Source organism: Acidobacteriota bacterium (genome assembly GCA_003225175.1).
Lineage (GTDB): Bacteria > Acidobacteriota > Terriglobia > Terriglobales > Acidobacteriaceae > Gp1-AA112.
Map to the genome: position 1 here is coordinate 78,022 of QIBA01000030.1, position 19,395 is coordinate 97,416.

General features: G+C 55.1%; 15 protein-coding genes. 6 read left to right on the forward strand and 9 right to left on the reverse strand.

Translation table 11 applies throughout. The annotated features are described in order from the left end of the window. Positions 1 to 26 precede the first annotated feature (26 nt). Positions 27 to 812 (reverse strand): nicotinate (nicotinamide) nucleotide adenylyltransferase, encoded by a 786-nt coding sequence (nadD, locus tag DMG62_02635; GenBank protein ID PYY24483.1) that lies wholly within the window; start codon positions 810 to 812, stop codon positions 27 to 29. A 184-nt stretch (positions 813 to 996) separates the two neighbouring features. Between nadD and mfd the strand changes: the two genes are divergently transcribed. The 5 genes from mfd to DMG62_02660 all read left to right on the forward strand — a co-directional run bounded on the left by mfd (position 997) and on the right by DMG62_02660 (position 8,783). Further along, positions 997 to 4,539 carry a transcription-repair coupling factor gene (gene mfd / locus DMG62_02640; protein ID PYY24484.1) on the forward strand — a complete coding sequence of 1,181 codons (3,543 nt, stop codon included), beginning with the start codon at positions 997 to 999 and terminating at the stop codon, positions 4,537 to 4,539. 117 nt (positions 4,540 to 4,656) lie between these two features. Further along, complete coding sequence (galU, locus tag DMG62_02645; GenBank protein PYY24485.1) at positions 4,657 to 5,532, forward strand: UTP--glucose-1-phosphate uridylyltransferase; 876 nt, start codon at positions 4,657 to 4,659, stop codon at positions 5,530 to 5,532. 113 nt (positions 5,533 to 5,645) lie between these two features. Continuing rightward, entirely contained in the window at positions 5,646 to 6,530 is an 885-nt protein-coding gene (nadC, locus tag DMG62_02650) for a carboxylating nicotinate-nucleotide diphosphorylase (GenBank protein ID PYY24486.1), read from the forward strand. Between the two features lie 380 nt (positions 6,531 to 6,910). Continuing rightward, positions 6,911 to 8,254 carry a methylenetetrahydrofolate--tRNA-(uracil(54)-C(5))-methyltransferase (FADH(2)-oxidizing) TrmFO gene (gene gid, locus DMG62_02655; GenBank protein PYY24487.1) on the forward strand — a complete coding sequence of 448 codons (1,344 nt, stop codon included), beginning with the start codon at positions 6,911 to 6,913 and terminating at the stop codon, positions 8,252 to 8,254. Continuing rightward, positions 8,136 to 8,783 (forward strand): hypothetical protein, encoded by a 648-nt coding sequence (locus DMG62_02660; GenBank protein PYY24488.1) that lies wholly within the window; start codon positions 8,136 to 8,138, stop codon positions 8,781 to 8,783. The genes gid and DMG62_02660 overlap by 119 nt, the downstream gene beginning before the upstream one ends. A gap of 10 nt (positions 8,784 to 8,793) precedes the next feature. Here DMG62_02660 and DMG62_02665 read toward each other — a convergent pair whose 3' ends face one another. From DMG62_02665 to efp, 8 genes are all read right to left on the reverse strand, one after another. Then, positions 8,794 to 9,792 carry a sugar ABC transporter substrate-binding protein gene (locus tag DMG62_02665; protein PYY24489.1) on the reverse strand — a complete coding sequence of 333 codons (999 nt, stop codon included), beginning with the start codon at positions 9,790 to 9,792 and terminating at the stop codon, positions 8,794 to 8,796. A gap of 95 nt (positions 9,793 to 9,887) precedes the next feature. Beyond that, positions 9,888 to 10,997 (reverse strand): ABC transporter permease, encoded by a 1,110-nt coding sequence (locus DMG62_02670; protein ID PYY24490.1) that lies wholly within the window; start codon positions 10,995 to 10,997, stop codon positions 9,888 to 9,890. 42 nt (positions 10,998 to 11,039) lie between these two features. After that, on the reverse strand, positions 11,040 to 12,407 hold the full coding sequence (locus tag DMG62_02675) for an exodeoxyribonuclease VII large subunit (protein ID PYY24491.1): 1,368 nt from the start codon (positions 12,405 to 12,407) through the stop codon (positions 11,040 to 11,042). Between the two features lie 160 nt (positions 12,408 to 12,567). Beyond that, positions 12,568 to 12,792, reverse strand: a complete 225-nt coding sequence (locus DMG62_02680) for a DUF2905 domain-containing protein (GenBank protein PYY24492.1) — start codon at positions 12,790 to 12,792, stop codon at positions 12,568 to 12,570. 91 nt (positions 12,793 to 12,883) lie between these two features. Further along, positions 12,884 to 14,125: a hypothetical protein gene (locus tag DMG62_02685; protein PYY24493.1), complete on the reverse strand. Its 1,242-nt coding sequence runs from the start codon at positions 14,123 to 14,125 to the stop codon at positions 12,884 to 12,886. An 86-nt stretch (positions 14,126 to 14,211) separates the two neighbouring features. Continuing rightward, entirely contained in the window at positions 14,212 to 14,739 is a 528-nt protein-coding gene (locus DMG62_02690; protein PYY24597.1) for an adenine phosphoribosyltransferase, read from the reverse strand. Between the two features lie 41 nt (positions 14,740 to 14,780). Further along, positions 14,781 to 15,056, reverse strand: a complete 276-nt coding sequence (locus DMG62_02695; protein ID PYY24494.1) for an acylphosphatase — start codon at positions 15,054 to 15,056, stop codon at positions 14,781 to 14,783. Positions 15,057 to 15,200: 144 nt separating this feature from the next. Next, positions 15,201 to 15,761 carry an elongation factor P gene (efp, locus tag DMG62_02700; protein PYY24495.1) on the reverse strand — a complete coding sequence of 187 codons (561 nt, stop codon included), beginning with the start codon at positions 15,759 to 15,761 and terminating at the stop codon, positions 15,201 to 15,203. A 247-nt stretch (positions 15,762 to 16,008) separates the two neighbouring features. Here efp and DMG62_02705 point away from each other — a divergent pair, with 247 nt between their 5' ends. Further along, a complete protein-coding gene (locus DMG62_02705; GenBank protein ID PYY24496.1) occupies positions 16,009 to 19,365 on the forward strand; it encodes a sialidase in 3,357 nt (1,118 codons plus the stop codon). Positions 19,366 to 19,395: the final 30 nt, after the last annotated feature.

Consider the following 19,395-nt stretch of genomic DNA (forward strand, 5'->3'; position numbering starts at 1 on the left):
TACTCGATTCTAGACTGTGGGACATTTCAGCGCCGTGATTTCTTTTCAACATTAGGCGCAGGCGTGGCGGCGCCTGCACTGTCAGGAGTGGCAGTGGAACGGTAAAGCCGAATCTTGCGGATGTATTCGGCGACAGCGTCTCCAACATATGCCTCAAGTCTCCTGCCCGAGGAAGCAGCGGCAGCGCGCAATTGCGTGGAGGACACGCGCTCAGAGACATCCCCAAGCAGACGCAGAGTGACGCCAGAGAACGCCATCAGGGCGCCTGAAGGCGCCAGCCCATCGCCTGCCTTATTCGCGGTTTCCAGAACTTCAGGCTTAGGCCGAAGTTGCTCCGGAAGCGCGCCAGCTATGTCGCCGAGAGAATATCCGGGGCGATTCGCAACGATGAACTCGCATTCTTTGAGCAGCTCCACCGCGCGATGCCAATTGGCAACGGTTAGAAATGCATCGATGCCAACGAGGAAGTACAGCTTGTCCGCTTTCTTCAGAGTGCTCTTGAGCCGACGAACCGTTTCGAGCGAGAAATTGGGCTTACCGGTCTCTCTAAAGAGACGCGCCTCGAAGTCAGAGGGAATGAAGGTTGAATGCCCCTGCGTGGCCAGTGCAACCATGGCCATTCGGTGCGCAAACGGAGTAAGCGCGTGATCTTGCTTATGAGGCGGCAACTCGGCCGGAACGAACAGTACCTTGCCAAGTTCGAACTGCTTCGTCGCGCTCTCGGCGACAGCGATGTGTCCACGATGAACAGGATCGAACGTACCGCCGAAGAAGGCGAGGTTCACGGGACACAGTGTATACGTCGCGAGCAGCTTCGCTAATCGGCTCTCGGCGTTCGGCTATCGGCTATCGGCTTTCGGCCTGTCGCGGTTTATTGTTCAGGTAAGGCGTACCGGCCGAACGCCAAGAGCCTACGCCGAAAGCCTGTTTTCCCTTCACCCGATGGCCCGATCACCCGATTGAGAAAAATCCCCGGCTGATAAAATCAATTTCTCCATGGTCTTGCCCTTTGTCCGCGAGTTGCTTGCGGACGTTGAAAAGTCCCAGGCCTTCCGGCGTACGACATCCCACCTGAAGAGTCGTGCGGGGCGGCGTGGTGTCTCTGGGCTCACCAACTCTGCCAAGGCTCTACACCTTCCCTTGGTATCAGCAGCGGCTGGGGCTCCGCTCATTGTCATTGTGGAGAGCAATCGCGCGGCGGAAGAGATGTTGCCGGCCTTGCAGTCCATGGCAGAGCTCACCGGCGCTCTAAGTCCCAAGGCAATTCTCAAGCTGCCTGCACACGACGTCCTGCCGTTCGAGAACCTTTCTCCTCATCCGGAAATTCAGGAAGAACGGGCTTCGGTACTCTGGAAGATTGCGACCGGTGCGGCTTCAATCATCGTTGTGCCGCTAGAGGCGGCGTCGATGCGCTTGAATTCCGCTGAGTTTTATGCGGACCTGGCTCGCATTGTGCGGCGCGGTGAGACAATCGATATCGATCCGTTAATCGAGCATCTCCGCACAATCGGCTATAACTCTGCCGATGCCGTCGACATGCCGGGGGAGTTTGCGCTGCGTGGCGGGATTCTCGACGCTTATCCGCCCGAGGCGGATCGTCCCTTGCGCATTGAATTCTTCGGCGATGAAGTCGAGACGATCCGGAAATTCGATCCCGGCACACAACGATCCGCTGCGCCGGTCGATGAAGTCGTCCTCCTGCCGCTCACGGAAACGCCAGTAAACGAGCGCGTTCTTGGCGTGATCCATTCGCGGCTCTCAGGAAAGCGACTGAGCGGGAGCGAATCTGAGCTCGAACAAGCGATCGCTGCCACAGGAGTGACGGTGTTTCCCGGCTGGGAGTTCTACGCGCCTGTCGCCGGTTCAGGACAACATCTCTTTGATCTCCTGCCCAACGCGCTGGCGATTGTCGATGAACCTTCAGCAGTCTTGGCCAAGCAGGAGGAATGGTGGAACAAGGTCAAAGATCGCCATGAGCGCAGCGGCGTCGGAACACTGGTGCGGCCGGAGGAGATCTATTTCTCCCCTGAGGAGTGGCGTGAACGTCTGCAGCGAGCTCCAGGCATCGACATCGAGCGCCTCGGAATTGCTGATGCGGGAGATGATGCCACGCACGAGGAATTCACCTTCCACTCGCGTCCGACTACGCGATTCCACGGCTCAATTCGGGCTATGGTGGACGAAGTTAAAAGGCTGACCGCAGAAGGCCGTCGCGTAATCTTTGCCGCTCCCAATATGGGAGAAGTCGAGCGGCTCGCAGACGTCTTCACGGAATATTCGCTCCCGTTTCGGCTAGGTAGCCGCGTTCCGTCGCCCGGCAGTGAGAGCTACCTGGACGAAACCTCCTTCTTTGCCGGCGAGATGAGTACGACGACGATTGTGAAAGCGGTGTTGCCGGCAGGCATGGAGATTGCCGATGCAAACCTGGTTCTATTTGGCGCTCACGATCTCTTTGACGATTCCGACTTAGTGGTTTCGCAGCCTCTCCGGCAGAAGTCGAAAGTTTCTGCCTTCCTCTCTGATTTCCGCGATCTCGTTGCCGGGGATTATGTGGTTCACGTGGAGCACGGCATCGCGCAATATCAAGGTTTGAAAGAACTTGCCCAGGGCGACACCGTCGGCGAGTTCATGCTTCTCGAGTTCGCTGAAGCAGCGAAGCTTTACGTTCCGCTGACCCGCCTCGACCTGATTCAGAAATATCGTTCGACTGAGGGTGCCAGACCTCCTCTGAGCCGCCTTGGTGGCACCCAATGGGCAAAGACGAAAGCACGCGTGAAGAAGGCCATGCGCGACATGGCCGACGAGCTGCTTAAGCTCTACGCACAACGCAAAATGGCGCACGGCCATGCCTACCCCGTGGACACGCAGTGGCAGCGCGAGTTCGAAGACGCGTTCGATTACAACGAAACTGACGATCAAGTCTCCGCCATCGCCGACATTAAGCAGGACATGGAATCCACCATGCCAATGGACCGTTTGCTCTGCGGCGACGTCGGTTACGGCAAGACTGAAGTCGCTATGCGCGCCACCTTCAAGGCGGTGCAGGATAACCGGCAAGTTGCTGTGCTCGCGCCGACAACGGTTCTGGCCTTCCAACATTACGAGACTTTCAAGCGTCGGTTCGCAGCATTCCCGATCATGATCGAGATGATCAGCCGCTTTCGCACTACGAAGCAGCAAAAGGATATCGTCGAGAAAGTCGAACAGGGAAAGATCGACATCCTCATCGGGACGCATCGCCTTCTCTCAAAGGACATCAAGTTTCCTGATTTGGGACTTCTGATCGTCGACGAAGAGCAACGCTTCGGCGTCCGTCACAAGGAACGCCTCAAGCAGTTGAAGAAAGAGGTGGACGTCCTCACTATGTCGGCAACCCCGATTCCACGCACGCTGCACATGTCGCTGGTTGGGTTGCGCGACATGAGCGTAATTGAAACTCCGCCCAAAGACCGCATGGCGATTCAAACCGTCGTCGCTCCGTTCGATGAAAAGCTGATTCGCACGGCCATCGAAAACGAACTCGAACGCGGAGGTCAAGTCTACTTCGTCCACAACCGGGTGGAGAGTATCTATGAAATCGCTGCCAAGATTCAGGAACTCGTGCCACGTGGACGCGTGATCGTCGGTCACGGTCAAATGTCTGAAGGAGAATTGGAGAAGGTGATGCTCGCCTTCATGCGGCACGAATCTGACATCTTGGTAGCTACAACCATCATCGAGAATGGGCTCGACATTCCACTCTGCAACACCATTCTTATCAATCGAGCCGATCGGCATGGCCTCTCGGAGCTTTATCAGTTACGCGGGCGTGTAGGGCGCTCCAATCGTCGTGCCTATGCCTATCTGTTGATTCCGGGGGAGCAGGAGCTTACTCCCGTCGCGCGGCGCCGTTTGGCTGCGTTGAAGGAGTTTTCAGATCTCGGAGCCGGCTTCAAGATCGCCGCACTCGACTTGGAGCTGCGCGGCGCCGGCAACCTTCTAGGCGGAGAGCAGAGCGGACAAATCGAAGCCGTGGGTTTCGAGATGTACACAACTCTTCTCGAGCGCACCGTTCGGGAACTCAAAGGCGAGGATCTACCAGAGCGTGTTAGCACGCAATTGAACCTTTCTCTCAATCTTCGCCTGCCCAACGAATACATTCAGGAGGAGAATCAGCGCCTGCGCATGTACAAGCGCATCGCCGGAGTAGAGAATGAAGATCAACTCGCCGACGTGCGCGCGGAACTCGAGGACCGCTATGGACCATTGCCGGGACCCGTCAGCAATCTGCTCGATGCGGCGGCGCTGAAACTCCTGAGCGAACGCATTGGGGTTGTCGGAATTGATCGTAAACGGGATGTAGTACAGATTCGTTTTTCCGAGCAGGCGAATGTGGACCCGACCCGTCTGGCTCAGTTTGTCGCCTCCACGAAGGGAGCACAATTTTCGCCGGGAGGGCTCCTAAAATTCACGCTGAAATCAACAGACGCGGAACTCGCACTCTTCCAGATCACGTCCTTGCTACAGCAACTCGCAGGCGAACCCGCTAAAGTCGCCTAGCGCTCTCCACGCGTCTACCGCGACCGCTCATCTATAATTCAGAGTTTTCGTCTCAGCTCCCTGTAATCGTCTTACGTCATCAAAGTTATCGCGCCGCCTGCGCACAGGACACCACGAATGGCAATGAGGGTACGGAAAGCAGTATTTCCCGCTGCAGGTTTGGGCACACGATTCTTGCCCGCGACAAAGGCTCAGCCTAAGGAGATGCTGCCCATTGTCGACAAGCCAATCATCCAGTACGGAGTGGAAGAGGCGCTTGCGGCGGGCTGCGATCAGATCATCATCGTCACGGGCCGGGGCAAGAGCGCCATCGAGGACCACTTCGACGTCAGTTACGAACTCGAGAAGATGCTCGAGGAGCGCAAAAAAACTGATCTGCTTACCATCGTGCGGCAGATTTCAGACATGATTCACGTCGCCTACGTGCGACAAAAAGAAGCCATGGGACTAGGGCATGCTGTGCTAATGGCTCGTGAACTCGTCGGAAACGAACCATTCGCAGTGCTGCTCGCCGACGATGTAATCGACGCCAACCCACCCTGCCTGAAGCAGATGATCGATCAATTCGACCAGACACAATCGAGCATCATAGCGACGCAGCAGGTGGATGGTCCAGCGATCTCCTCGTATGGTGTGATTGATGCAAGTCCAGTTCAGGGAAACGACCGCTTGTACGAAGTGCGCAATATGGTCGAAAAACCTAAGCTCGCCGACGCCCCTTCGAATCTAGCGATCATCGGTCGCTACATCCTGACTCCGGCGATCTTTGAGGTGCTGGACAGCACTCCACTCGGAACTGGTGGGGAGCTGCAGTTAACTGACGCGATGCGCTTGTTGCTCAAGCAGGAAAAGATCTTCGGTTACCGTTATGAAGGGCGCCGTCACGACGCAGGCGACAAGCTTGGCTTCCTGAAAGCTACCGTCGAGTTCGCGCTGAAGCGTCCGGAGCTGAATCCTCAGTTCCGGGACTACCTGAAGAGCCTGCAATTGTAGCCATCTTCCCCGCGACACTAGTTGGATACTCAGCGTTGACTCATTCCTGTGGTGGTCGTACTGTAAAATTTCTTGGCGCTACGCGTCTACCATTCTTCTTCTGAGACTGCACATTGGACTGGCACAGTCGGCGCATCACTGAAATTCTCGAGCGAGCTCTCCTCGAAGATCGTGCCACGCGCGATGCCACAACTCAGGCATGCATTGACCCCCGCATGCGAGCTACGGCTACGATTCACGCCAAACAGGACTGCATCCTCTCCGGCCTTGGCATAGTGAATCGCATTCTCGAGATCTACAGCACCCTCGACAAATCAGTAGTCGGACATCACGAAGTAATCAGCCATCCAGAGATATTCGACGGAGTCCGGCTGCATGACCGTCAGGCCGTGGCAGTCATTCGCCATAACGCACGCGTAATCCTCTCCTGTGAGCGGGTGATCCTGAATCTCCTGCAGCGCATGAGCGGCATCGCGACCACCACTCGACGATACGTGGACGCAATTGCAGGAACGAAGACACGCATTCTCGATACCCGAAAGACCGTTCCAGGATTACGCCTTCTCGATAAATACGGAGTCCGGTGTGGCGGCGGCCACAATCACAGGCTGGATCTTTCAGACGGCGTGCTGATCAAGAACAATCACATCTCGCTCGGGGGAGGAATCGAGCGCGTCCTGAAGCGGGCACATGAAGCGCGCGTAGGGTCGCAGCCCATCGAAATCGAAGTTCGCACCCTCGAGGAACTCGAAGAGGCGCTGGCCAATGGAGCGGAAGCCATCCTTCTCGATAACATGGATCCTGCCTCTGTTCGCAAAGCAGTCGAACGCGTCGCCAATCACACTCGTCGCATTCCCCTTGAAGCCTCGGGAGGCATGACCCTTCAGAATGTGCGCAGCTATGCCGAGACTGGAGTTGACTATATCTCCGTGGGCGCTCTGACGCACTCCCCGCAAGCAGTTGACATGAGCATGAAGATCACACCGGCGTTATTCTGAAGGATGCAATCAGCCGTCTGCACCAGGATTCACGCCACTCAACATTCGAGGCTACTCAGGTACCCCTGAGCAGTGAAAAGTACAGTGCAATTCTTAAGAACTAACTGCGTTGTTAGCAGTTTCTCCCGAAATGACGGGAATTCGGGTTTTAGGAACAGTGAGTAACAGTGAATCGTTTCTGTACAGCTCTTTGACCGGGTACTCACGTTTTTCTGCCGGAAGGGACAATTAATTGATCAGCACTACAGACGTCCAGCGTCTCGATTTTCGTAATACTCCCGTGTGTGCGCGCAGTTGAAGGGCTGAATACCGAGTGCTGAATGCTGGGTGCCTCCTCGCCTGCGCAATCCTCTCCTTTTCACTAGAATTCAACTAACGCGATGAAATCCTCCGTTGCCATCATCGGCGCCGGTCTGGCTGGCTGCGAAGCTGCGTGGCAGTGCGCGCGGCGGGGGGTGAAATCAACGCTTTACGAGATGCGCCCGGTCCGGAGCACTCCCGCTCACCGGACCGCGGATTTCGGCGAGCTGGTTTGTTCAAATTCACTCAAGAGCGAGAGTGAGAATACGGCTCCCTGGCTACTAAAACAGGAGATGCGCCGCGCTGGATCCCTCCTGCTGCAGTGTGCCGATGCCAGCGCTGTGCCGGCGGGACATGCTCTTGCCGTCGATCGTCAGGAGTTCTCGCGGCGCATCATGGAAGTCATCGCTGCAGAAGCCTTGATCGAGGTGCGACGGAAAGAGGTTACGAAGATTGACGAGACTGAGGGAGCCACGATTGTAGCGACTGGACCGCTCACTTCTGACGCGCTGTCGGATGAGATCGCTCGGTTAACCGGAAGCTCGCACCTGTATTTCTATGACTCGATCAGTCCCGTGGTGGAGGCTGAGTCAATCGATCACTCGCGTGTCTATCTCGCAGCCCGCTACGACAAAGGCACGGCAGACTACATCAATTGTCCGTTCACGAAACAAGAATATGACTGCTTCTATGATGCGCTGCTGGCTGCCCAATCGGTTGAAGGACCAGAATGGGAAAAACTCAACTACTTTGAAGGTTGTCTTCCCATCGAAGAGCTCGCCCGTCGTGGACGCGACACGTTGCGCTTCGGCCCCATGAAACCTGTGGGGCTTAGAGACCCACGCAGCGGCAAAATTCCGTACGCGGTGGTTCAGCTTCGCAGCGAAAATCTTCGCGCGAACTCTTACAATCTTGTCGGATTTCAGAATCACCTGAAGCTTGCTGAGCAGGCGCGAGTTCTTCGGCTGATTCCGGGACTCGAAAATGCGAAATTTCTGCGCTACGGGCAAATTCATCGCAATACTTACTTGAATGCTCCGACGCTCTTGCGCGAAACCTTGCAGATGAAGTCGCATCCCAATGTTCTTTTTGCGGGACAGATATGCGGTGTAGAGGGATACACCGAGTCCATCGCAGCTGGGCTGTTGGCCGGAATCCATGCTGCAACGCTTGTGGGTGGCGAGCAGCCAGTTCCTCCACCTCGCGACACTGCGCTAGGATCGCTGATCCGCTACATTTGCAATGCCGATGCCAAAAATTTCCAGCCAGCAAACATAACCTTCGATCTCCTCCCGCCATGTGACGATGTCACACGTCGTCAGATTCGCGACAAGAGGGAACGGCACCGGCTGCAGTGTCAGCGCGCGCTGGCTTCATTCGACGCATGGTGGTCTGAAATCTCTGAGCAGATTCCCGCAATGTGAAACTCCTTGCGCCGCCGCAACGAGGAAGATTTCACCTTACTTCAAGGCTAAGGTGCGCAAAAAGTTCTCACATTTCTTCCACGAAGGCGGCTTGATTTTCAATGAAATCAGCTACTTAATAGCTGGCACCACAAATGCACTCAGGCCGGGCATGATCGTGGAGGGACCGGTGGCCGAGCGCAGTCAGCGAGCAATCGACATTATGCGCTCGATGATTGACGAAGCTCGGAAAGTATCGCGGGTACATCTCACGGTGCCTGCGTCAGTGAGTTGCCCATCGATGGACTGTTGCGACAGGCTCGCGATTATGCGTGATCTCAGCACCTCAGGTGCATTTTTCTATGCGGAACTTGACGCGCGCGAAGGATCGAAGATTTCGCTACAATTCGTGCTCGCTGCGTTCGGAAAAAACATTCGGATGGAATGCGATGGCGTCATCGTTCGTGTCGAGCGTTTTCCACGCGGCGCGGCCACAGGCATAGCGGTCGAGTTCGACCACTGCAACATGCTTCCTGCAGACCTTTCCTAATCTCTAGCTCTTACTTATTGCTGGCAGCTGCATCGCGTGCCTTGATGAAATCGTCCAGATTGCTTTGGTCGATGAGTGTAACTCCAGTGTCCACGTATGCCGGAACGGGAGCGTAGGGATCATTAACCCAATATCGATTAATCGATTCCTTCAGATTGTGATGGATATTGTCGAGCATCATGGTTCCGATGTAGGTCATCGTTGCGGGCTTCTGCGCGATCGTTGCGGCGATGGTGCCATCGCGTACCGCATCTAGCGTCTCCTGATCGGTGTCGAAAGCCACAATCACGCGATCTGTGGCTTTATATCGGCGCATCACCTCCGCTACTTCTTTGCCGGCGGAAGCTTCCAGGCACAAATATCCCTCAATTTTGTCGGCTCCCTTCTTCCCCAATGAGACCTCGGCAGCATCGAAGGCCGATGTGGGCTGGCCATGGATATCGACCACCTGAACGATCTTCATCTCCGGATGCGCGGCAAAGGCTTTGCGGTAACCATCCAGGCGTTCATCGAGATTGGCCTGCCCCGGCATGGTGAAGACGATGAAGTTCCCTTTTCCGTTGGTTTTCCTGATGGCAACGCGCGCGCCCAATTCGCCGGCGGCCAAATTGTTCGTGCCGACATAGAACAGTCGCTTGCTCAATGGCGCGTCGGAATCTACGGTGATCACTGCCACACCTTGCTCAATGGCTCGATCGATCTCGGGAGCCATGAGCTTAGGATCGGCGGGGGAGACAAGAATGCCTGCCGGCTTAGCCGCCACAGCTTGTCGAAAGGCTTGCACCTCGGCCTGTGCGTCATAGCTGTCGGGACCTGAGAATTGGCTCTGTACGCCCATTTCATGGGTCCCACGACGAATGCCTGACGCCGCAGCTTGCCAATAAGGCAGCTGAACGTTAACTGCAACTAAATAATACTTTTCCTTGTCGTTGTGATAACCGCAGCCAGTGATTGACGATAGCGTTGCGACAAGAAAAGCTATAAGAGCCAACCTGGCTAGCATCTGCATGACAGACCTCCGCGGGAGGATGCTGTTGAAAAGCGGAGGGGATTGTAGCAGAAGAGTGGCCGGCTTACTTTCTCGTCAGATCCACTCGCTCCTAGCTATTCATAAGCCAGAGCGTCGATTGGGTCTTTTTGGGCCGCCTTGAATGCAGGATAGAGTGCTCCGATCATAGCGCCGACTATTGCGATAATAGATGATTTCCATACCCAGCTCTCGGCTCCTACTTGCACACGAATAGTTGGGAACCTTGCGAGCAGTGCTGACTGTGTCGCATAGCTGATGAAAATGCCTAGGAGAATGCCAGCAATCGCAAGAATGACTGTCTCGCGAACGATGACGTTCACGATGTATGCCTTTGAGGCTCCAAGCGATTTAAGAATCCCGATTTCGCGCGTTCGTTCCATGACTGCGGTGTACATCGACTGAAAGATCACAATGAAGCCGATGCAGACCGCGATCCCGATCACAACTCTGACGGTAATGGAGAACCCCGGCAAACGTTCAGGTGTCACCAAGCTCAACCACTCCTCCGTAGAGGTCACGACATACTTGCTCATTCCCGGAACTTTCGCGACGTCCTCTTTGAACTCGCCATAGTTCTTCTTTGGATCATCAAGCCTCACATAGAAAATCGATGCCTTGCCTTGAGCCCCTGTAAGCTCCTGCAGAGTTGCGAGTGGAAGGAATTTACGTCCGCCTTTACCGTGTTCCACGATTCCCGAAACTCGGAAATCGTGCGCTAAAACTGTGGTCTTACCGCCAACTTTTAAATGAGCTGAGTTCGCAAAGTAGTCGTCCACAATGATGTCGTCTTGCCCTTGAAATGGTCCACCAGAAAGGTACCGAAAAGGCGATCCCAATTTGTTCCACGTCGCCAAATTGATACCATAAATCGTCTCAATGCTTCCCCCAGTGACCGCCTGGAGCAGCACTGGAGCAACTGCTGTTACATGGGGAAGTTTGCTGAGGATGTCTGCAATCTTCACCGAGGCAGGGGCGCCACTCGCACTCATAATCGCGGAGGAGCCTGGCGGACGTACGAATGCATCAGCCCCAATGCCGGCCTGTCGCTCCTTGTTGTCGTTGAGCATGCCGAACATGAGGCCGACGATCACAAGCATGAGCGTCACCTCGATCGCAATCGCAAAGATGCTGATCAGCGACCGAATGGGCCGGTGCACCAGGTTCGAGACGATCATCTTATTCATGCCGGTATTGTAATTGGCTCAATTAGCTGCGATGCACCATATCTACGTGGAAGTTTTCAGCACGCGGGCCTCGAGGCTTCCCTTGGCCAAGCGCACTTTCAATTCCTCTCCAGACACAATGCGAGACGAGTCGACGACAGGCCTGCCAGACTGGTCGAAAACAACCGCATAACCGCGCTCGAGGATTTTGAGCGGTGAGAGGGAATCAAGACGCGCAGCCAACTGTTCCCAGCGCGCGCGCCGACTGAATAAAGCCAAACGCATCGCGCGTGGGAGCTGGGCATCGATTGTGCGCAAACTCTTCTGCATGCCTTGGAAGAGGCGACGAAGATCGTGATGGCGCACGCGAACCGCGGCCAAATCCAAACGACGGCGATAACTGCGCAGCACATCCGTCTCCGAGGCGAACAGCCGTACGGAGAGATCATCCAGACGCTGTTCCCGCCGGCGAATCGCATCCGTAACTCGCAACACGGCACGATGTTCGCCGAGTTCCTGAAATCGTTGACGCTTGAGGATCAGTCGATAACGAATTCCATGCTCCAGCCTCCGCGCCAGCGAACTGATCTGCTCCTCGAGATGTTTTGTTGCTGAAATCACCAGCTCCGCCGCTGCGGAGGGAGTCGCGGCACGCAGATCGGCGACAAAATCTGCGATGGTGAAATCGGTCTCATGCCCGACTGCGGAAATTACGGGCACTTCAGATGCCGCGATTACACGAGCAAGCCGCTCGTCATTAAATGCTGCGAGATCCTCAAGTGAGCCGCCACCGCGTGCAACCACGATTACATTTACCTTGCGAGATCGATTGAACCAACGGATGCCGGACGCTACTTCACTCGGCGCCGCCTCTCCTTGAACCTGTGCCGGATAAATCAGCAGCCGAGCCGAAGCATGGCGTCTGCGTAGGACGTTCAGCATGTCGTGAATCGCAGCCCCTCGCGGAGAAGTGACTACGCCAATACAGCGGGGCAGAGTGGGAATCGGCTTCTTGCGTGACTGATCGAATAGGCCCTCAGCTGCGAGCTTCGCCTTCAGGTGTTCGAACGCGATCTGCAGCGCACCTGCGCCCTTCGGCTCAAGATATTCAGCTATCAGCTGCAGTTCGCCGCGACTCTCGTAGACCGTAACCCGTCCCCGAGCGAGGATCTCCATGCCGTTGTCTGGACGAAATCGCAGCAAGCGTGCCTGGGTGCGAAACATCACTACACGAAGTTGAGCCTCGCCATCTTTGAGCGTGAAGTAGAGGTGTCCGGATTCCGCTGGGCGGTAGTTCGAGATCTCGCCTCCAATCCAGATGTCGGTGTACTCGCGCTCGACCGCAATTCGTACCATTCCAACCAGATCGCGAACGCTAAAGATGCGTCGCTGTGGCTGGAAGGTGAAGCCGAGTTGTTCAAGCGTCGACATGGACGAAATCTTATTTCACTACGGAGACACTGCCGCACAGAGAAAACCAAATCCGAAAGAAACTACAAAAGAACATAAATGGCCCAAGGTCTCGTGTTCCTTTGCGGTTTGCTGCTGCTTTTTTCTGTGTCTCGGTGCCTCCCTGATGAAATGATCATCATCATCGGATAAACCTATTCACGATCCAGATCACCAGACTCAATACAATGCTCAGGACAATGCACGTCGTAATGGGAAAGAAAAACACCGTGTTCTTGCCGCGATAATTGATGTCACCCGGCAACCGTCCAAGCGGAATTCCTGTGCGTCCAGCCAGGAGAACGCACAAACCGATCACGATCAGCAACCCACCAAGGCCGATTAAGAGTCTGCCGAAGGAGCTCACTACTTAATTTTATCGGCATCCAAACTTGGGCGGTCGAACCTCGAAAAAGGGTGCTCCAACTTTGACTGGAGCACGCTTTTGTTCTGAATTCCTAGACGCTGAAAGTGTCGAACAAAGTGACAGGACTGTCATCAAAAGGAACAAGGTAATACTCAAAATCGATCGACCTCTTGCTCACAGTGATGCGCAGAAAGCCAGGCTCCTCGTCGTGATAGGTTTCGAGAACGACACCCTCTAACGTAGTCTGGATCGGCTTTGGTTTGGCCTTATCCTTGGTTTTTGCCCGAAGATTTTTTTGCACCTTGTGCATGCTGCGAGCGTCGTGGGCATAACCACCGGCTCCGGCGACGATGTATGGAAGCTTGCTGCTACCTACAGAAAATCGTTGGTAATTGTGGACGTGCCCTGAAAGCACAGCATCCGGAGTACGACCACTCGCCTGGAAGGCGCGCTCCAGAGCATTCAGAATATCGGGACAACCGCCATGAGCCGAGTCCAGCGAATACGGCGGATGATGCACTGTTACTAGCAGCCTCTTGTCCTTTGCTGCAGCCTTGAGTTGTGCCTCTAGAAAGAATTGCTGATCGCTGCGTCCTCTGGCGTCCAAACTTCCTTCAACATTCGAATACAGGCCGATAATGCTGACGAATGGAGCTTCCAGAGTCCAGTACGGATATGGCTGGGTCATCGACATCCGGTATGGACTCGCATGGCGCGGAGCCGAATCGCAAAAGTTTTGGAAGAAACCGAAAAGGGAAGGCTCCGTATCGGGTTCGTCTCCCTTACGAACGTGTGTATCGCCATCGTGATTTCCCGGAATGGCAAAAATCAGAGCTCGATAGTACTGATAGGGCTCATAGAACTCTTGTTTGTACAGCCGTTGCTGCCCGTTGAAGTAGACCAAGTCCCCGAGAACATAGAAGAACGCGGGCTTATCTGCCGCCTTCGCTGTTGTTAGCTGCTCTTCCATGGCGTCGGCGATCGCCTGTTGCGTTGCCGCGCCATTAACTCCCCCGACATCGCCGACACAGTGAAACACAAGCTTCCCTGCCGACTCGGCTGCCTTGCTCCTAGCGGGATCAAAGACACTGAACGGAACTGCTAATTGTTGCGGTGCAGGATTGGGAATGGGCTCAAATCGCGTAATCTGCTTCAATTCGGCAACTGGATCGCCATCCGGACGACGAGGCTTGCCGACGGCTCCGTGACGAGTGAGATGAGGCGGAATCGGGAAAACGTGGCCAGAGTCTGCTGCCATAATGCTGTCCTCCTGGGACGAAGACATGAAGGGCCTTAATGCATGATGGGAGAAACGTGCGGCACTATACCGCATAGGAAAGGAGGATGGCGATTAAGTTTTCCACAGAGAACCGAAAAGGGACTGCGATGTCCCAAAACGGCAAATTATGATTCTTGAGGTTAGGAGCTATAGTGCAGCAGCGAAAAGACATCGTACTCTTTGAGCTTCTCTTTCCCATTCAGGAAGTCCAGCTCGACGACAAAGGCCAAACCGGCAATGCTTCCGCCAAGAGATTTGGCTAGCTGAACCGTCGCCGCGCAGGTTCCGCCGGTGGCTAGCAGATCGTCCACGATAATGACTCTTTGTCCCGGTTGGATTGCGTCTTTGTGAATCTCCAGGGAATCGCTGCCGTACTCAAGTTGATATGTAACCTTGGCGGTCTCGGCGGGAAGCTTCTTCGGTTTGCGTACCGGCACAAAGCCCGCATTTAGGCGATATGCGAGCGCCGGACCGAAAATGAAGCCGCGCGCCTCGATTCCCAGCACAAGATCGATGTCCTTCTCCATGTAGTGTGCGGAAAGCGCGTCGATAAGCGTGGCGAAGCCGACCTTGTCCTTGAGCAGCGTCGTGATGTCGTAGAAGAGTATGCCTGGTTTGGGAAAGTCAGGAACTTCGCGAATAAGCTTCTTCAAATGATCGCAATTGATGGCATCAGATTTCGATGGCGAGGCTGCACGTGATGAACTCACTACCAGGCTCCTTCAATACGGAATGATGTTTCCCTGATTTCCCGTGCTTCTTCGAATTCCTGCACTTCATCCACGCGCGATGCGCGCGGACCTCTTTCAAGCGATCGGCGCAATCGCGCAAGCTGATCCGCCGTGCCACTCGCAAGTACCTCGACAGTGCCATTATCAGTATTGCGCACCCATCCACGTATACCCACAGCAGAAGCCTCACGTTCCACAAACCAGCGGAACCCAACTCCCTGAACGCGTCCGGTAACTACATAGCGACGAGTCATGAGAAAGCTGCTAGTTCTTGGCTCCTATGTGCTAGCGACTCAATTCAACCGCAAGGATTGTAGGTCACTGACGAACAACCCGATATATCCGTGAGGTCCGTAAAATCCGTCTCGCGCTCTGTTATTGCAGTGACGCTGCCGCAGCTACGCTCGCGACAGATACGCTCCTTCAGCCGTATCCACCCGAATCTTTTCGCCCTCATTGATAAACGGCGGCACTTGCACCACGAGACCGGTTTCGAGCTTTGCCGGCTTGGTTACGCTACTGGCAGTGGCGCTCTTCAGTCCCGGTTCCGTCTCAACTACTGTCAACTCAACTGTCTGAGGTAATTCGATGCCCACAGGCTTGTTGTCGTAGAACTCCACCTTAATCTGGAGATTCGGTGTCAGATACTCAACAGCGTCGCCTAATGTGTTCCGCTTGAGGTGCGTCTGCTCGTACGTCTCGGTGTTCATGAAGTAATAATCGTCGCCGTCGTTGTACAGGAACTCCATATCGACTTCGTCGACGACGATTTTCTCGATCGGATCGGGTGAACGAAAGCGGTGCTCGAACATAGCGCCGGTGCGCAAGTTGCGCAACTTGGCTTGGATAAAGGCGCGCAAATTGCCCGGAGTGCGGTGCTCAACGCTAAACACTGTGTGCAGATCGTTGTTGTGCTTGATGATCATGCCCGGACGCAGCTGTGTTGCTGGAATCGCCATGCAATGAAATCTCCTGAATCGGTGAATGCCTGCCGAAGGCCGGCTGGAAAGCCGCTGGCAGTCAAAGCGCCGGGCATGTGACCCGTGCGTTCGGAATCGCGCGGCAAACACAATATTTTAACAGCATTAGTGACGTCGGGCGAACCACCGTGGATAGACTTCCGCCTCGAAATCGACACTTTCCCAGCCCGGCTGTAGTATTTGCAGGAATTATTTCGTCCCATCCCAAATTGCGACGAGGTGAAGATTGGCTACGAGGCTAGCTTCCCGCTGTTTCGCTGTTCCAGTTTCCCTTCTCATTTCAGTTCTTCTTTCTGTTTCTTCTGTTGCTCAGCAAAAAAAGCCTGCAGCCACTTCCTCAAGGCAGGGCAACGCAAAGCCCGGAGCCGGACCAGAAACAAAGGCGGGAGCCGAGGAAAAGGCTGCAGTGTCACCCACAACGGCGGACTCTGCGGAAGCCGAGTCGCCGTTTGGGCATCTTGAATATCGTTTCATTGGACCTCCGGGAAATCGTGTCAGCGCGGTAGTGGGCGAACCTGGCAACGCGAATGTGTACTATGCCGGGGCGGCCTCAGGCGGAGTATGGAAATCCTCCGACGGAGGATTCAATTGGCATCCTGTGTTCGACAAACAACCTGCGCAGTCGGTCGGGTCGATTGCGATTGCACCGTCAAACCACAGCATCGTGTGGGTAGGGACGGGAGAGACGTTCATCCGCAGCAATGTCTCGATCGGGAACGGAGTTTACAAGTCCACTGATGCGGGCAAGACATGGCAGCACATGGGACTCGACATCACGGGTCGCATCGGCCGAGTCATCATCGACCCACACAATCCTGATGTTGTTTTCGTAGCCGCTCTTGGAACCTGCTATGGACCACAGCAGGAGCGCGGCGTGTATCGAACAAAGGACGGCGGAAAGAACTGGGAGCGGGTTCTCTTTGTTGATGAGAATACCGGAGCCTCGGATCTGTCGATGGATTCGAAAGACTCAAATACTCTGTTCGCCGCAACCTGGCAGATCGATATCAAGACTTGGGGCCGCAACAGCGGCGGGCCAGGCAGTGGAGTCTTCGTTACGCATGACGGCGGAAGCACCTGGAAGAAAATCACGGCACATGGCCTGCCCGATCCTCCGCTCGGGAAAATTGCGGTCGCGGTTGCTCCAAACGATTCCAGCCGCGTCTATGCATTGATCGAAACCGGTCAGCGCGGATCGCTATGGCGCAGCGATGATGGCGGAGAAAACTGGAGGCTCGTCAACAACAGCCGGCTGCTGAATGAGCGTCCGCACTACTACACGCGGATGCTGGTCATGCCTGACAACGAGAACGAAATCTATTTCCCCTCGAACAGCATGGGCGTTAGTTACGATGGAGGCCAGACTGCTGATCTGGTGCGCTGGGGTGGAGACAATCACGACATGTGGTCCGACCCGCAAAATCCTAACCGCATGATGATCGGTAACGACGGCGGAGTCATGATCTCCGCCGTGCGGGGTAAGGAATGGACTCGCATTCGCCTGCCAATCGCGCAGATCTACCACGCCGCAACCGATACGAGAATTCCTTATTACGTGTACGGCCAGATGCAGGATGGGCCCTCGATGCGCGGCCCCAGCAACGATCTTGGCTCCAACAGCATTCCTGCAGCGGATTGGACAACCAGTGGTGGCTGCGAAACGGGGTGGAACACTCCCGATCCGGTAGATCCAAACATCGCCTGGGCAGGATGCTACGCGGGAGTCACGGAACGATTCGATTTACGCACCGGGCACGCCCGTTCCGTAAGTGTCTGGCCTGATCGAACGATGGGCGCTAACGCTGGCCAGGTGAAGATTCGCATGAACTGGACGTATCCCCTCGCTATCTCGCCGCATGATCACAACATCGTGTACGTGGGCAGCCAGTTTGTGCATAAGACGTCAGATGGCGGCCAGAGATGGCTAACCATTAGTCCCGATTTGACCCTGAATGATCCCAGCATGCACGGAGATTCCGGTGGGCTCACCGTCGACAATCTGAGCGTCGAATACGCGGGGGTCCTTTTCTCAGTGGCAGAATCCCCGGTTGAAAAAGGACAAATCTGGGCCGGCACCAATGATGGCGTTGTACAGGTAACGCGCGACGGCGGTGCGCACTGGACGAACGTCACGCCGAAAGGCATGCCGCCCAAAATGACCGTCGACGCTGTAATTCCTTCGAGACACGATGCCGGCACGTGCTACATCGCGGTGGACGGACATCAGGTGAACATTCGCGATCCGTATCTCTACAGGACTTCCGATTTTGGGAAGTCGTGGAAGCTGATCGTGAACGGCATCCCGAAGTCTCCGTTCAGCTACACCGACGCAATCCAGGAGGATCCAGTACGTCGGGGGTTGCTGTACGCGGGCACCGAGAACTCGCTATACATTTCTTTCGATGATGGCGACGACTGGCAGCCTCTGCAGAACAATCTGCCGCATGCTCCGGTGCACTGGATCACGGTTCAGGAGCATTTCAAAGATCTGGTCGTCGGAACTTACGGCCGCGGTTTTTGGATTCTTGACGATCTCACACCACTAGAACAGTTCGACAACAAGGCACGAAGCGCGACTGTTCACTTGTTTACGCCACGTCCAGCGTATCGCTTCCGGGAAACATTTCATCGCGAAATGGGGGAAGGTGTAGAAGGAGAGAATCCGTCCTATGGCGCTTCGATTAATTACTTCCTCAAGCAGCCGGCCAAAAAGCTTGAGATCATGATCGAAGGTGCGGACGGCAAAACCATCCGCGCATTAAAGGCTGCGAACCTGGTTGGCATTAACCGGACATGGTGGGATCTACGCTACCCTGCAATCAACGAGGTTGCGTTGCGCACTGCTCCGGCGGGCAATCCCCATATCTGGGAAGAAAAACGCTTCGTGGGGAAAGAATCGCGTCCCGTTTATTACTACGGCGTTGGCAGAAGCCAATCCGAAGCTGTGATGCGCAGCGCCAGCGGGGAGCCAACCATCGGGCCCCTCGTCGCGCCCGGCACTTACACGGTGAAGCTGGTTGCTGACGGGCAGACACTCACCCAAAAGCTCACTGTGCTTAAGGATCCCAATACGACCGGCAGTGAGGCCGATGTGGAAGCCGCCACCAACCTTTCTGTCGCCATCTACAACGACGCGAACGCTTCCGTGCGCATGATCAATCAAATCGAGTGGACGCGCAAACAGCTCGAAGATTTGCAGAAGATGGTAAAGGCCGCGAACGCGGGCAAGTCGCTATCGGATTCAACGAAGAGACTCGACGAGAAGGTCTTGGCGATTGAAGATCAACTCCTGCAGAGAACAGTCGCAGAAGGCGATCTGAAGTCATTTCGTGGACCGCTTCAGCTCTACCTGAAGTTTGTGTGGCTCGGGGCAGAAGTAGGCAGCGGCGGCGCAGATGTCGCAGGCAATCCCGACTTCCCTCCCACGCAATCGGAGATAGAAGTCTACAACCTCCTCCACGGACATCTAGAGAAAGCTCAGTCAGACTTCAACGACTTCTATGCAAAAGATCTTCCAGCTTTCAACGACGAAATGGCAAAGAAGGGCTTGCAAAACGTGATGTTGGTGGAAGTGAAACCCTAAAAGATTTAACACGGAGGTCACGAGGCTTCG